The following is a 13,741-nucleotide window of genomic DNA, read 5'->3' on the forward strand; positions in this document are numbered from 1 at the left end:
TTCGGTGGCTGGTGCGACTGGGGTGGTGACGCGCGATGACCCGTGCACAGGAGTCCGTGCCGTCCGCGGCGGAGACCATGTTCGCGCGGGACCACGCGTCCCGACGGCTCGGCATCGAACTGCTGGAGCACGCGCCGGGATCCGCGGTGCTGCGGATGACCGTGACACCGGACATGGTCAACGGCCACGGGATCGCCCACGGCGGCTATCTCTTCCTGCTCGCGGACACCGCGTTCGCCTGCGCCTGCAACGGCCACGGCCCCGTGACGGTCGCTGCCGCGGCCGACATCGACTTCGTCGCACCCGCTCACGAGGGCGACGTGCTCATGGCCACGGCCCGGGAACGCACGACGTTCGGCCGCAGCGGCATCTACGACGTCAGCGTCCTGCGCGGCGGCGAGGTGATCGCCGAGTTCCGCGGACGCAGCCGCACGCTGCGCCCGACGGGGAAGCCGCTGCCGGCGGGGGAGTGAGGGCGGCCCGGTCGTGCGCGCCCCACGGCCACGGCCGCGGCGGGCGCGCCGGGGCCGTGACCCCCGCCCTCGGGAGGTGCGCGGGCTGACGCTCAGGCGAGCGTGACCTCCACCGGCAGGCGCTTGATGCCGTTGACGAAGTTGGACCGCACCCGCGCGACCTCGCCCGTGAGGCGGATGCCGGACAGGCGCGGGATCAGCTCCTCGAACATGATCCGGATCTCGGTGCGGGCGAGCAGATTGCCCAGGCACAGATGGGGGCTGCCCTTGCCGAAGGTCACGTGGTCGTTGTTGCGCCGGGTGACGTCGAAGTCGTACGGGTTGCCGAAGACCTCCTCGTCGCGGTTGCCGGACGCGTACCACATCACGACCTTGTCGCCCTCCTTGATCCGCTTGCCGGCGAGTTCGACGTCACGGGTGGCGGTGCGGCGGAAGTGGTAGACGGGTGAGGCCCAGCGCAGGAACTCCTCGACGGCGCCGGGGATGAGGGAGGGATCCTCCCGCAGGCGGGCGAGCTGGTCGGGGTGCTGGATCAGGGCCAGCATGGAGTGGGAGATGGTGTGGCGGGTGGTTTCGTTGCCGGCCACCACCAGCAGCAGGAAGTAGTTGTCGAAGTCCCGCGGCGAGAGCGGGACTCCGTCGCGCGGGGTCTGGTTGACGAGCCGGGAGACCAGGTCGGTGCCGTCGCCGCCGCGCCGCTGCCGGGCCAGCTCCCGCCCGTAGGCGAAGACCTCCAGGGCGGCCGGGGAGCGGAAGGGCAGGTCGCGGTACTTCTCGCTCTCCTCGCTGTGCAGGAGTACGTCCGCGTAGTCGGGGTCGGTGTTGCCGATGATCCTGTTGCCCCACTCGATGAGCTTCAGGTTGTCCTCCGGCGGTACGTCGAGGAGACGGGCCAGCACATTGATGGGGAAGTCGGCGGAGACCTCCTTGACGAAGTCGAAGCGGCCCTTCGCCAGCGCGGCGTCCAGGGTCTTCGCCGTCAGGCCGCGCAGGAAGTCGGTGTAGCCGTTGACGACGCCGGCGCCGAACTGACGCTGGATCAGGCTGCGCAGCGCGCGGTGACGGACGCCGTCCAGTTCCAGGATCGAGGCGCGCTTCGCGATCTGGTCGTCGTCGACCTCTTCGAGATTGACGAACCTGCTGGAGGTGAAGGTCTCCGCGTCACGGTCGACCCGGGCGATGTCCTCGTGCCGGGTCACGGCCCAGAAACCGGAGTTGGGCGCCTCCTCCGGCTGCCAGTGCACCGCGTCCTGGTGGCGCAGGGTGTGGAACATCCGGTAGGGCGTGACACCGTCGGTGAAGTTGTCGAGGTCGGAGAGGTCGACGTCCTCCAGAGGCAGCGGTTCGCGGACGTCGGCGAGCATGTCGGTCATGGATGGCTCCTGAACATCACAGGTGGTAGGCGTACTCGGTGAACTCCCAGTCGGTGACGTGCCGTCCGAAACGCTCGACCTCGTCCCGCTTGTAGGAAAGGAAGGAAGTGGTGAAGCCCTTGCCGAGGATGCCGGTGAGGGCGGTGTCCGCCTCCAGCGCGTCGAGCGCCGCGGACAGGCTCGTGGGCAGCATGGCGGACCGGGCGGTGTCGTAGCCGTAGCCCTCCAGCGGGGCCGGCGGTTCCTCGCCCGCCAGCACGCCGAGGAGCACCGCCGCGCAGGCGCCCGCGATCAGCAGGTAGGGGTTGGCGCTGGCGTCGCCGAGCCGCAGTTCCAGGCGCGTTCCGCCGCCGCGCTCGGGCGGTATGCGGACCATGGCGCTGCGGTTGTCCAGGCCCCAGTCGATCAGCCAGGGCGCGAGGGTGTCGGGCCCGAAGCGCTTGTAGGAGTTGACGGTCGGGTTCGCCAGGGCCGCGAGCGCCGGGGCGTGGGCGAGGACGCCGGCGACGGCGTGACGCGCGGTGGCGGACAGGCCGTGGGCTCCCGCGGAGTCGTCGAAGAGGTTGCGGCCCTCGTGGTCCCGGCAGGACAGATGGAGGTGGAAGCCGGAGCCGCCGGCGTCGTTGAAGGGCTTCGCCATGAAGGTGGCGAGCCTTCCCTCCTTCCGCGCCAGTTCCTTGACGGCCGCCTTGAAGCGGAAGGACCGGTCGGCGGCGGCCATGGCGTCGGAGTGGGTGAGGTTGATCTCGAACTGGGCACTGTCGAACTCGTGGTTGCCGCTGCTGACACCGACGCCGAGATCGCGCAGCGGCCGCAGGACGCGCAGCAGGTGGTTGTCGGGGTCGGCGCGCAGCCCGGAGGTGTAGACGTTGCCCGGATGGTCGCTGTAGCGGCGCCAGCCCTGCGGCGCGTCGGGCGCCGGTTCGCACAGGAAGTACTCCAGCTCCGGGCCGGCCACCGGCAGCAGTCCGTGCTCGGCGCACCGGGCGAGCACCCCGCGCAGCAGGTCGCGGGGCGACTCCGGGGCCGGCCGCCCGGTGGCCGGGTCCGTGACGTCGCCCAGGCAGGAGGCGACCCCGGGCTCCCACGGCAGTGCCACCAGCGTGTCCAGGTCCGGCCGGACGGTGATGTCGGGCAGGCCCGCGTCCAGGCCGCCCGCCACCGGCACCACGCCGCCGCGCGGGGTGGTGTGGTACACGGCCCGGCAGAAGGCCAGTCCGTGCTCGCAGGCCGCGGGCAGGTGGTCCAGCAGGACGTCGCGGGCGCGGTCGGTGCCGAGGAGGTCGGGGTAGGTCACCCGGACCACGTCGATGCCCTCGGCGGCGAGCCGGTCCAGATGCCGGCGGACGGATGGGGTGTCGGGTGCGCTCACCGATGTCTCCTCGAGCGGGGATGAGGGGCCGACGACGCCCGCGGCCTCGTGGGCCCGGGCAGGGGCGGGCGTCGGATGCGGGATGCGGGGCGGAACGGGAAGCCGCGGCGCAGTCGTTTGACGCCAAACGGTAGGAACGCGGGGGCTTTCCCGCAAGAGTACGGCCGAAAAAATTATCCATCCGGATAGGTATTGACCCGGGTGCGGCGGCTTCCTATGTTGTTTGAAGCCAAACGAGTCGGGGGTGCGGCCATCCGGTCCGCACCCCTGTGGCCGGGGCCCGGCCCGCAGCCGGGCCCCTCTTTCTTCCCTCCCCTCTCCCCGCTCCGGCGCCCTCACTCCCAGGAGGAACGGCCATGAAGGTCGTCGTCGACATGAACAAGTGCCAGGACCACGGCCAATGCGTCTTCGCGGCACCCGACGTCTTCCGCTTCGACGACACCGGCCGCCTGGCCTACGTCGCCGAGCCCGACGACTCGCTGCGTGACGCGGTCGAGGAGGCCGCCGACGTCTGCCCGCTGCAGGCCATCCGGATCGAGGGCTGAGCATGAGCCCCCGCATCCTGGTGGCCGGTGCCTCCATGGCGGGCCTGCGAGCCGCCGAACACCTGCGCTCCGCCGGGTGGACGGGGGCGATCACGGTCGTCGGCGACGAGCCCCACATGCCGTACAACCGGCCCCCGCTCTCCAAGGAGGTCCTGGCCGGAAAGGCGCCCTTCGCGTCCCTGGCCTTCCGGCCCCGCGCGAGCGTGGCCGACGTGGAGTGGCGCCTCGGCAGGAAGGCCGTCGCGGCCCGCCTCGCCGAGCGGACCGTCCACCTCGACGACGGCGAGACCCTCCCCTACCGCGGCCTCGTCATCGCCACCGGCATGCGGCCCAGGCGGCTGCGCTGCCCGGGACCGCCGGCCGGCCGGCACACGGTCCGCACGATCGAGGACGCCCAGGGCCTGCGCACGGAGCTGACCCGGCCGGGCGTGCGGGTGGTCGTGGTGGGCGGCGGTTTCATCGGCTGCGAGGTCGCCGCCACCGCGGTCGGCCTCGGGGCGGCCGAGGTGACCGTCGTCGATCCGCTGCCGCTGCCGATGGTGGGCCCCCTCGGCGAACTCCTCGCCCGTGCGCTGCTCGAGCGGCACGAGGAGCGCGGGGTGCGCTTCGCGCTCGGCACGGGCGTGTCCGCCTTCCGGGGCGAGGAGAGGGTCACGGGCGTCGTCCTCGCCGACGGGCGCGTGCTGCCCGCCGACGTGGTGGTGGAGTCGGTCGGCTCGGCCGCCAACACCGAGTGGCTGGAGGGCAACGGGCTCGATCTGAGCGACGGCGTCCTCACCGACGACCGACTGCGGGCCGGCGGACGCCCCGACGTGGTCGCCGTGGGCGACGTCGCCCGGTTCCCCAACGCCCGGTACGACGACGTGCCGCGCCGCGTCGAGCACTGGTGCATACCGACGGACAGCGCCAGGCATGCCGCGAAGGTGCTCGTCGCCCGTCTCACCGGCGCCGACGCAGGCGTGGCGCCGTTCACGCCGCTGCCCGCGTTCTGGAGCGACCAGCACGACTTCCGCCTCCAGTCCTTCGGCGCGCCCGCGCTCGGCCGGGACGACACGCGGGTCCTGGACGGCGCTCCGGACGGGGACGTCGTCGTCGGCTACCACCGCGACGGCCGGCTGGTCGGCGTCGTGGCCCTCGGCGGCCGGTCCGCCGTGTCCGCCGTGGCCCGCTATCGCGCCCAACTGCTCCAGCAGCCCGCCCTCACCGCCTAAGGACATCCCGCCATGACCACCGTCCGTGGTTTCTTCACCCCCAAGACGGCCACCGGCGCCTCGTCGCTGATCCCCTCCCCGCCCTGGCGGTACTCCGGCGACCTGCTGACCGTCGAGTACCGCACCGACCCCGACCGGGTACGCGAACTGCTGCCCGCTCCGCTGGAGCCCGCCGAGGAGGACCCCGGCGCCGTGGCCCTGATCTGGGCCGACTGGCAGTCCTGCGGCGCCTCGGGGGAGGAACTGCTGGACCCGGTGCGCTCCCAGTACAAGGAGGCGTTCGCCGTCGTCCGCTGTACGTACCGGGGCCGCACCTACTCCCGCTGCGTGTTCATCTGGGTCGACAAGGACTTCGCGATCGCCCGGGGGCTGCACCAGGGCTACCCGAAGAAGCTGGGCTCGATCCACCAGACCCGCCCCCATCCGTACGGGCCCGCGCCGCGCATCGAGGCGGGTGCCCGCTTCGGCGCGACCCTCGCCGCCGCCGACCGGCGCCTCGCCCAGGCGGTGGTCACCCTGCGCGAGCCGTCGGAGACGAACGGCTTCGTCAACGGCCACCCCATGGCACACCACCGCTGGCTGCCCTCCGTCGAAAAGGGCGGGGGACCGGCTCTGGACGAGTTGATCGAGTCCGGCGCCGCCTCCTTCGAGGCGGGACGGGCCTGGCGCGGCGACGCCGAACTGGAGCTGTTCGAGGCGCCCACCGAGGAACTGGCCCGCCTGGAGATCCGCGAGCCGATCGCCGCGTACTACCGCCAGGTCGGCGTGGTCTGGGACGGCGGGCGACTGCTGGAGTCCGGCACGTCCGGCGCCGGGGGACACCGAACCGAAGAAGTTGGAGACCGGACATGACCGACCACACCCTCACCGTCGCCGGAGTCACCGTCGACACACGGCACTGGATCGGCGGGGAGCGCGTCGCCTCCGGCGAGACCTTCACCGATGTCTCGCCGATCGACCGATGCGTCCTCGGGGAGATCTCCCGGGGCACCGCGACGGAGGCAGCGGCCGCCGTGGCCGCCGCGAAGGCGGCCTTCCCCGGCTGGGCCGCCACGCCCCGCGCCGAACGCGCCCGTCTCCTGCACGCCGTCGCCGACGGCGTCGAGAAGCGACTGGAAGAGCTGGCGATCGTCGAGACGACCGACAACGGCGCACTGCTGCGCTCCCACCGCCGGGGCGTGATGCCGCGCGTCGCCCACAACTTCCGCTTCTTCGCCGACCGGCTGCTGACGCTGGACCACGAGGACTTCACGACCCGCGGCCACACCAACCACGTCAGCTGGGACCCGGCCGGCCCCTGTGTGCTGATCACGCCGTGGAACGCCCCGCTGATGCTGGCCACCTGGAAGGTCGCCCCGGCCCTGGCCGCCGGGAACACGGTGATCCTCAAGCCCGCCGAGTGGTCCCCGCTGACCGCCTCGCTGCTGGCCGACATCGCCGCCGAGGCCGGCCTGCCCGCCGGCGTGCTCAACGTCGTGCAGGGCTACGGCGCCGAAGCGGGCAGCGCCCTCGTCGCGCACCCGGACGTGCGCCGGATCAGCTTCACCGGATCGGTGCCGACCGCCCGGCACATCGCCGCGTCGGCGGCCGCCAACCTCACCCCCCTCAGCCTCGAACTCGGCGGCAAGTCGCCCCTGCTGGTGTTCGCCGACGCCGACCTGGACCTCGCCGCCGACCTCGCCGTGGAGCAGTACGACAACGCGGGGCAGGTGTGCCTGGCCGCCACCCGCATCCTGGTCGAGGAGCCGGTCGCCGAGGAGTTCACCCGCCGTTTCGCGCAACGGGCGGCGCGGCTGACACAGGGTGATCCGCGCGACGAGGCCACCGACATCGGGCCCGTCATCCACCCCCGCCAGCTGGAGAAGATCGACGGCTTCGTGCGGCGGGCGGTCGCGGCGGGGGCGCGGGCGGTCGTCGGAGGCCGCCGCGGGGACGGGCTGTACTACGAGCCGACCCTGCTCACCGGCGTGGCACAGGACTCCGAGATCGTCCAGGAGGAGGTCTTCGGCCCCGTCCTGACGCTGCAGACCTTCACCACCGAGGACGAAGCCGTCCGGCTGGCCGACGACACCCGCTTCGGGCTGGCGGCCACCGTCGTCACCGGCGACCGCGAGCGGGCCGAACGGGTCGGCGCACAGCTGGTCGCGGGCACCGTCTGGGTCAACTGCTTCTTCGTCCGCGACCTCCGGGCGCCCTTCGGCGGCTCCCGGCACTCCGGTGTCGGCCGCGAGGGCGGCACCTGGAGCTTCGACTTCTACTGCGACCTGAAGAACACCGTCACCGCCCCGAAGGGATGGAAGGACCATGGGTGAGATCGTCGGGGCGGGCCTGCTGGCGCACGTCCCCACCATCGTGCTGCCCGAGCAGGCCCGCCTGGAACTGAACGAAGGCAAGGAGATCACCCTCGTCACCGGCCTGAGGCAGCTGCGCGGGGACGTCTTCGAACGCGACGACTACGACACCGTCGTCGTCCTGGACTCGCACTGGGCGACCACCGTCGAGTTCGTCGTCACGGCGCAGCACCGGCGCGCGGGCCTGTTCACCTCCGAGGAGCTGCCGCGCGGCATGTGCCGCATGCCGTACGAGTACCCCGGCGATCCCGAACTGGCCCACAGCATCGCCTCGTTCGCCGACCGGCACGGCACGTACATCACCGCCGTCGACGACGAGTACCTGCCGGTGTACTACGCCACCATCAACCTGTGGAAGTTCCTCGGCGAGGGCCTGCCCGGCAAGCGGTGGGTGACCATCGGCGTGTGCCAGACCGGCGACATGGAGGACCATCTCCGCCTCGGCCGCGCCCTCGCGGACGGGATCGCCGCCGTCCCGGGACGGCGGGTGATCCTCATCGCCTCCGGCGCGCTGTCGCACACCTTCTGGCCGCTGCGCGAACTGCGCGACCACGAGGCCAGCGACCCGGTCCACATCTTCACGCCCGAGGCCCGCGAGGCCGACCGGGAGCGCATCGCCTGGTTCAAGGAGGGCCGCCACGACAAGGTCCTCGACACCATGGACGAGTTCTCGAAGTTCAAGCCGGAGGCCCGCTTCTTCCACTACCTGATGATGGCGGGCGCCCTCGGCGGGCACTCCTGCGTCGCGACGGCCCGCCAGTACGGCGAGTACGAGAACTCCATCGGCACCGGCCAGGTCCACCTCTGGTTCGACCGCCCGGCCGGCGGCTGGACCGGCACCGCTCTGCCCGTATCCGCCCACCGCCCCCAGGGAGCCTGACATGCCCGAGTACCGCCGCATCCTCCTCGACGGGGCGGTCGTCCAGGTCACCGCCGAGGGCGACGAACTCGTCGCCGGTGACGGGCGCCGCGTCAAGGCCGACGAGGCCCGGCACCTGCCTCCGGTCGTCCCCTCCAAGGTGATCGCCGTCCACCTCAACCACCGCAGCCGGGTGGAGGAGTTCGGGATCGACCTGCCCGGCACCCCCACGTACTTCCACAAGCCGGTCTCGGCACTGAACTCCCACCAGGGCGCGGTCGTCCGCCCCGAGGGCTGCAAGTGGCTCAACTACGAGGGCGAGGTCGCCATCGTCATCGGCAGGACCGCGCGCGGCATCTCCCCCGACGAGGCGGGGGAGTACATCGCGGGCTACACCGTCGCCAACGACTACGGCCTGCACGACTTCCGCGACACCGACGCCGGCTCCATGCTCCGGGTGAAGGGCTCCGACACCCTCTGCCCGCTCGGCCCCGGTCTGGTCACCGGCTGGGACTTCCACGGCAAACGGCTGCGGACGTACGTCAACGGCGAGGTCGTCCAGGACGGTTCCACCGACGAGATGCAGTGGGACATGCACTACCTCGTCGCCGACATCGCCCGCACCATCACCCTGTACCCCGGCGACGTCCTCCTCTCCGGCACCCCGGCCAACTCCCGCCCCGTCCGTCCGGGCGACGTGGTCGAGGTCGAGGTCGAGGGCCTGGGCCGGCTCGGCAACCGCATCGTCTCCGGTCCGCTACCCGTCCGCGCCGACGTCGGCGCCCAGCCCACCGAGTCGGAGGAGGTCGTGTCCACGGCGCTCGGCGGCGACTGGGAGTTCCGCGGCATCCGCCCGCCGCGGCGCTGAGCCGCCCCGTGGGGCGGTGCGCACCGGCGCCCTGCGCCGCCGGACGAGCGCCGGGTAGGGTCGCCGGCATGACGGAATCCACCGAGACCCCGCAGCCCGGCCCCCGGGGCCGCAGGCGGCTGGGGTACGGGGAGGGACGTGAGGCGCTGCTGAGGGCGGCCGTGCGGGTCGTGGGGCGGCGCGGGCTGCGCCATCTGACCTACCGGGCCGTCGCCGAGGAGGCGGGCGTCACGCACGGGTTGGTCGTGCACCACTTCGGCTCGCGCGACGCGCTGATCGAGGAGGCGCTGGCGTACTCCGTGCGCACCAGCCTCAGCAGCAGTCTGATCGAACCCGGCACCGGCCGTCCGGAGGACTTCGCCACCGGGCTGTCCCACATGGTCGACAGCGACCCGGACAGCCAGGCGTTCCAGTACGAGCTGCTGCTCGAGGCGCGGCGCAGGCCGCAGCTGCTGGCGCAGGTGCGCGCCCTGTACGACGAGTACTTCGGCGCCACCGAACGCGAGCTGTCCCGGATCCTCCCGCAGGGCGCCGGTCCCGCCCTGTGCCGGCTGGTCTTCGCCGCGCTGGACGGACTCGTCCTGTACCACCTGACCGGGATCGACGCCCGGGAGGACACCGAGGCGGCGCTCATCGAGCTGCGGTCGCTGCTGCGGGGGCTGGGCGGACGGGCTCCCGAGCCCGGCGACTGATCTGCCGCGCCGCCGCCCCGCCGCCCGCGCGGCGGGGTTTTCGCATGTCAGGAGCAGAAGCGGGGCCGCGTCGCGCGGGGCGTGCGGGCGGACCGGATGTCATTCAGGTCTCAGCTCCGTAATAAATACGGAATCCCGCGGATTCCGCCGCCTCACCCCCTTGCCAGATGGATAGTTCCAGCTCACGATAGGGCAACTCGTTTGGCTCCTAACGAAATCCTCCCTCCTCCTCAGCAGGTGATCCGAGTGGACAGTCAGACGGTCGGCGCAGCACCACGGACCGCACAGGAACCCCGTACCGCGGGATCCCTCAAGCGCAACGCCCTGGGCGTCCTGGGCATACTCTTCTTCGTCCTGTCCGCCCAGGCGCCGCTCACCGGCATCGCGGGCGCCGTGCCCATCGCCGTCGCCCTCGGCAACGGCCCCGGCGCCCCCGCCGCGTACGCCATCACGGGCGCGGTGATCCTGCTGTTCTCGGTGGGCTTCGTGGCCATGGGCCGGCACGTGGTGGACGCGGGCGCCTTCTACGCCTACATCGGCAAGGGCCTGGGGCGCACCACGGGAAGCGGCAGCGCGGCCGTCGCGCTGCTGGCCTACTGCGCCGTCCAGGCCGCGATGTACGGACTGTACGGCGCGACCGTGAGCGGCCTGGTGGCCCACTACGCGGGCGTGCACCTGGCCTGGTGGATCTGGGCCCTGGTGACCATGGCCGTGGTGCAGGTGCTCGGCGCCGCCGGCATCGAGATCGGCGCCAAGGTGCTCGCGGTGTTCGTGCTGGCGGAGTTCACCATCCTGCTCGCCTTCGCCCTGGTCACCCTCGTCAAGGGCGGTGGACCCGAGGGGCTCGGCGCCGCCCGCACCTTCTCGCCGAGCGCGGTGCTCCAGGGCGCGCCGGGTGTGGCGCTGATGTTCGCCGTGGCCTCGATGTTCGGCTTCGAGGCCACCGCCATCTACGGCGAGGAGGCCCGCGACCCGCGCAGGACCGTCCCCCGGGCCACCTATCTGTCGGTCGTCGTCGTCACCGGGTTCTTCGCCTTCACGTCCTGGATGCTCGTCTCCGCGTACGGGGCCTCCCGGGTCACCGGGGCGGCCGGCCGGGCGCTGGCCGGCGGCGACTCCACGGTCTTCGTCTTCGCGCCCGTCGCCGCCCAGTTCGGCGGCTGGGTCAGCGACGTGCTGCCCGTCCTGCTGGGCACCTCCCTCTTCGCGGGCGTCCTCGCCTTCCACAACTCCGCCAACCGCTACCTGTTCTCCCTCAGCCGCGAAGGGCTGCTGCCCCGCGGGCTGCGGTCGCTCAACCGGCGGCACTCCCCCTGGGCGGCGGGCCTGGTGCAGACCGCGATCGCGGTGCTCCTCGTCATGCCGTTCGCGGCCACGGGCAAGGACCCGGTCCTCACGCTCTTCTCCTGGTTCAGCGGTGTCGGGGTCCTCGCCTGCATGCTCCTGTACTTCCTGACCTCCGCCTCCGTCATCGTCTTCTTCCGGCGCGAGCGTCTGGACACCCGGCCCTGGAACACCGTGATCGCACCCGCCCTCGGCGCCCTCGGCATCGCGGGTGCGATCTGGCTGATCCTCGCCAACTTCACCACCCTGATCGGCGGCGAGGCGAGCACGGCCACCTGGCTCGCCCTCAGCGTGCCCGCGGTGCTGCTCGCGGGCGCCGGGGCGGCGCGGGTGGTCCACGCCCGGGCCGCCGCCCGCTGACCCGGACCTCCACGGGGGCCGGCTCCCACCGGGGCCGGCCCCCTCCCTGCGAACCCCACACGAGGAACACCGTGCAAGACGTCACCCATGACGAACTGCTGGCGCGCGCCAAGGCCCTCGACCCGCCCGTGCACCACCACATCGACGGGACCGGCGAGGCCGGGGGAGGGGCCTCGTTCGCGGTGGTCTCACCGCGCGACGGCCAGGTCCTCGCCGAGGTCGCCGACGCGGGGCGGGCCGAGGTCGGCCTCGCCGTCGCCGCCGCGCGCCGGGCCTTCGACTCCGGGCCGTGGCCGCGCCTGGCGCCCGCCGACCGCGGCCGGGTGCTGCTGCGGATCGCCGACCTGCTCGAAGAACGGCGCGAGGAGCTGGCGCTGACCGTCAGCCTGGAGATGGGCAAGCCCGTCACGGACGCCTACACCGTCGAACTGCGCGCCGCCATCACCACCTTCCGCTGGTACGGGCAGCTGGCGGACAAGCTCACCGACGAGTCCCCGCACACCGCACCGGACTCCCTGGCGCTGGTCGCCCGGGAGCCGGCGGGCGTGGTCGGCGCGGTCGTGCCCTGGAACTTCCCGCTGACCCTGGCGTCCTGGAAGGTGGCCCCGGCCCTCGCCGCCGGCTGCACCGTCGTCCTGAAACCGTCCGAGTGGTCGCCGCTGTCCGCGCTGCTGCTCGGCCGCATCGGCACGGAGGCGGGCCTGCCGCCCGGCGTGCTCAACGTCGTCACCGGCGACGGCCCGACCGCCGGCAGCGCCCTCGGCCTGCACCCGGACGTCGACGTGCTCGCCTTCACCGGCTCCACCGCCGTCGGCCGCCACTTCCTGCGCTACGCCGCCGACTCCAACCTCAAGCGGGTCTGGCTGGAGCTCGGCGGCAAATCGCCCAACATCATCCTTCCCGACGCCCCGGACCTGGAGAAGGCCGCGGCCACCGCCGCCTGGGGCATCTTCTTCAACCAGGGCGAGATGTGCACCGCCCCCTCCCGCCTGCTGGTGCACTCCTCCGTCGCCGACCGGGTCACCGACGCCGTCGTGGCCCGGGCCCGGCAGCTGCGCGTGGGCGACCCGCTGGACCCGGCCACCGAGATGGGCGCCCTGGCCCGCGAGGGCCACCTCGCCCGCGTCCTCGGCCACGTCGCCACGGGCGTCGACGAGGGCGCCCGGCTGCGCACCGGCGGCGCCCGTGCCCGGGCCGAGTCCGGCGGCAGCTTCCTGCAGCCCACCGTCTTCGACCGGGTGGACCCGGCGATGCGGCTGGCCCGTGAGGAGATCTTCGGGCCCGTCCTGTCCGTGCTGACCTTCGACGACCTCGACGAGGCGGTGCGGCTCGCCAACGCCACCCAGTACGGCCTGGCGGCCGGTCTGTGGACCTCCGACCTGTCCACCGCCCACACGGTCTCCCGCGCCCTGAAGGCCGGCACCGTATGGGTCAACTGCTACGAGGAGGGCGATCTGACCGTGCCGTTCGGCGGCATGAAGCAGTCGGGCAACGGGCGCGACAAGTCCGCGCACGCCCTGGAGAAGTACACCGAACTCAAGACCACCTGGATCCAGCTGTGACCCGCACCCCCACGCGCCCCCTGATAGCGATCCCCGCCCGCTTCTCGGTGACCGCCTCCGCGCTGCGGTACGCCGCCGAGGTCACCGCCCGCGCCCTGGCCGAGGCCGTGTGGCGGGCCGGCGGGGAACCCGTGGCCATCCACCCCGCCGACCCCGCGGCCACCGACGTCGCCGCCCGGCTCGCCCGCTTCGACGGCGTCCTGCTCCCCGGCGGCGGCGATGTCGCCCCGCACCGCTACGGCGCCACCACCACCCACGGCGCCGTCTACGACGTGGACGACCTCCAGGACGCCTTCGACCTCGGCGTCGCCCGCCGCGCGCTGGAGTCGGGTCTGCCGCTGCTGGCGATCTGCAGGGGCCTCCAGGTCGTCAACGTCTGCCTGGGCGGCACCCTTCAGCAGGACATGGGTGGTCCCGAGCACGAGCACCGCGACGTCGTGCACCCGGTGTCGATCACGCGCGGCACACGGCTGGAGCGGGCCCTCGGCGCGGAGAAGGCGGAGGCGTCCTGCTACCACCACCAGCGGGTGGAGAGCCCGGGAACGGGACTGGCCGTCACCGCCACAGCCGCCGACGGGACGATCGAGGGTCTCGAACTCCCGGGCGCCCCGGGCTGGTTCACGGCCGTGCAGTGGCATCCGGAGGACACCGCGGACCGGGATCCGGCCCAGCAGGGGCTGTTCGACGCCCTGGTGCGCGCCTCGCGCACACGCCGTTAGACCGCCCGGCAC

At 72.8% G+C, this 13,741-nt stretch carries 13 protein-coding genes; 11 read left to right on the plus strand and 2 right to left on the minus strand.

Annotation, left to right across the window (positions count from 1 at the left end):
- The first annotated feature begins 35 nt into the window (after positions 1–35).
- A complete protein-coding gene (gene paaI, locus ACZ79I_RS38555) occupies positions 36–473 on the plus strand; it encodes a hydroxyphenylacetyl-CoA thioesterase PaaI (protein WP_471504316.1) in 438 nt (145 codons plus the stop codon).
- 92 nt (positions 474–565) lie between these two features.
- On the opposite strand, the gene ACZ79I_RS38560 is transcribed toward paaI, so the two are convergent.
- Entirely contained in the window at positions 566–1,846 is a 1,281-nt protein-coding gene (locus tag ACZ79I_RS38560) for a cytochrome P450 (RefSeq protein WP_471504319.1), read from the minus strand.
- A gap of 16 nt (positions 1,847–1,862) precedes the next feature.
- Positions 1,863–3,218: a glutamine synthetase family protein gene (locus ACZ79I_RS38565; protein ID WP_471504322.1), complete on the minus strand. Its 1,356-nt coding sequence runs from the start codon at positions 3,216–3,218 to the stop codon at positions 1,863–1,865.
- A gap of 356 nt (positions 3,219–3,574) precedes the next feature.
- Here ACZ79I_RS38565 and ACZ79I_RS38570 point away from each other — a divergent pair, with 356 nt between their 5' ends.
- The 10 genes from ACZ79I_RS38570 (at position 3,575) to ACZ79I_RS38615 (ending at position 13,729) form a co-directional block, all read left to right on the plus strand.
- Positions 3,575–3,763: a ferredoxin gene (locus ACZ79I_RS38570; protein ID WP_471504326.1), complete on the plus strand. Its 189-nt coding sequence runs from the start codon at positions 3,575–3,577 to the stop codon at positions 3,761–3,763.
- A 2-nt stretch (positions 3,764–3,765) separates the two neighbouring features.
- The gene (locus ACZ79I_RS38575) at positions 3,766–4,974 is read left to right on the plus strand and encodes an NAD(P)/FAD-dependent oxidoreductase (protein ID WP_471504330.1); all 1,209 of its coding nucleotides are present in this window, start codon (positions 3,766–3,768) and stop codon (positions 4,972–4,974) included.
- Positions 4,975–4,986: 12 nt separating this feature from the next.
- Complete coding sequence (locus ACZ79I_RS38580; RefSeq protein WP_471504332.1) at positions 4,987–5,826, plus strand: acetoacetate decarboxylase family protein; 840 nt, start codon at positions 4,987–4,989, stop codon at positions 5,824–5,826.
- A complete protein-coding gene (locus tag ACZ79I_RS38585; RefSeq protein WP_471504335.1) occupies positions 5,823–7,286 on the plus strand; it encodes an aldehyde dehydrogenase in 1,464 nt (487 codons plus the stop codon). Before ACZ79I_RS38580 ends, ACZ79I_RS38585 begins: the two co-directional genes overlap by 4 nt.
- Positions 7,279–8,205: a 3,4-dihydroxyphenylacetate 2,3-dioxygenase gene (locus ACZ79I_RS38590; RefSeq protein ID WP_471504337.1), complete on the plus strand. Its 927-nt coding sequence runs from the start codon at positions 7,279–7,281 to the stop codon at positions 8,203–8,205. The genes ACZ79I_RS38585 and ACZ79I_RS38590 overlap by 8 nt, the downstream gene beginning before the upstream one ends.
- Position 8,206: 1 nt before the next feature.
- Complete coding sequence (locus tag ACZ79I_RS38595; RefSeq protein ID WP_471504339.1) at positions 8,207–9,052, plus strand: fumarylacetoacetate hydrolase family protein; 846 nt, start codon at positions 8,207–8,209, stop codon at positions 9,050–9,052.
- Between the two features lie 68 nt (positions 9,053–9,120).
- Positions 9,121–9,744 carry a TetR/AcrR family transcriptional regulator gene (locus tag ACZ79I_RS38600; protein WP_471504341.1) on the plus strand — a complete coding sequence of 208 codons (624 nt, stop codon included), beginning with the start codon at positions 9,121–9,123 and terminating at the stop codon, positions 9,742–9,744.
- A gap of 246 nt (positions 9,745–9,990) precedes the next feature.
- Entirely contained in the window at positions 9,991–11,448 is a 1,458-nt protein-coding gene (locus ACZ79I_RS38605) for an APC family permease (RefSeq protein ID WP_471504344.1), read from the plus strand.
- A gap of 71 nt (positions 11,449–11,519) precedes the next feature.
- Positions 11,520–13,010: an aldehyde dehydrogenase gene (locus tag ACZ79I_RS38610; RefSeq protein ID WP_471504346.1), complete on the plus strand. Its 1,491-nt coding sequence runs from the start codon at positions 11,520–11,522 to the stop codon at positions 13,008–13,010.
- Positions 13,007–13,729, plus strand: coding sequence for a gamma-glutamyl-gamma-aminobutyrate hydrolase family protein (locus ACZ79I_RS38615; RefSeq protein ID WP_471504348.1), 723 nt, complete (start codon positions 13,007–13,009; stop codon positions 13,727–13,729). The genes ACZ79I_RS38610 and ACZ79I_RS38615 overlap by 4 nt, the downstream gene beginning before the upstream one ends.
- The last annotated feature ends 12 nt before the right edge of the window (positions 13,730–13,741 follow it).

This window comes from Streptomyces sp. PSU-S4-23 (genome assembly GCF_055632315.1).

Bases quoted from the DNA above. Each gene is read 5' to 3' on its own strand.
- paaI (WP_471504316.1), top strand. From the start codon at position 36: ATGACCCGTGCACAGGAGTCCGTGCCGTCCGCGGCGGAGACCATGTTC.
- ACZ79I_RS38560 (WP_471504319.1), bottom strand. From the start codon at position 1,846: ATGACCGACATGCTCGCCGACGTCCGCGAACCGCTGCCTCTGGAGGAC.
- ACZ79I_RS38570 (WP_471504326.1), top strand. From the start codon at position 3,575: ATGAAGGTCGTCGTCGACATGAACAAGTGCCAGGACCACGGCCAATGC.
- ACZ79I_RS38575 (WP_471504330.1), top strand. From the start codon at position 3,766: ATGAGCCCCCGCATCCTGGTGGCCGGTGCCTCCATGGCGGGCCTGCGA.
- ACZ79I_RS38580 (WP_471504332.1), top strand. From the start codon at position 4,987: ATGACCACCGTCCGTGGTTTCTTCACCCCCAAGACGGCCACCGGCGCC.
- ACZ79I_RS38585 (WP_471504335.1), top strand. From the start codon at position 5,823: ATGACCGACCACACCCTCACCGTCGCCGGAGTCACCGTCGACACACGG.
- ACZ79I_RS38590 (WP_471504337.1), top strand. From the start codon at position 7,279: ATGGGTGAGATCGTCGGGGCGGGCCTGCTGGCGCACGTCCCCACCATC.
- ACZ79I_RS38595 (WP_471504339.1), top strand. From the start codon at position 8,207: ATGCCCGAGTACCGCCGCATCCTCCTCGACGGGGCGGTCGTCCAGGTC.
- ACZ79I_RS38600 (WP_471504341.1), top strand. From the start codon at position 9,121: ATGACGGAATCCACCGAGACCCCGCAGCCCGGCCCCCGGGGCCGCAGG.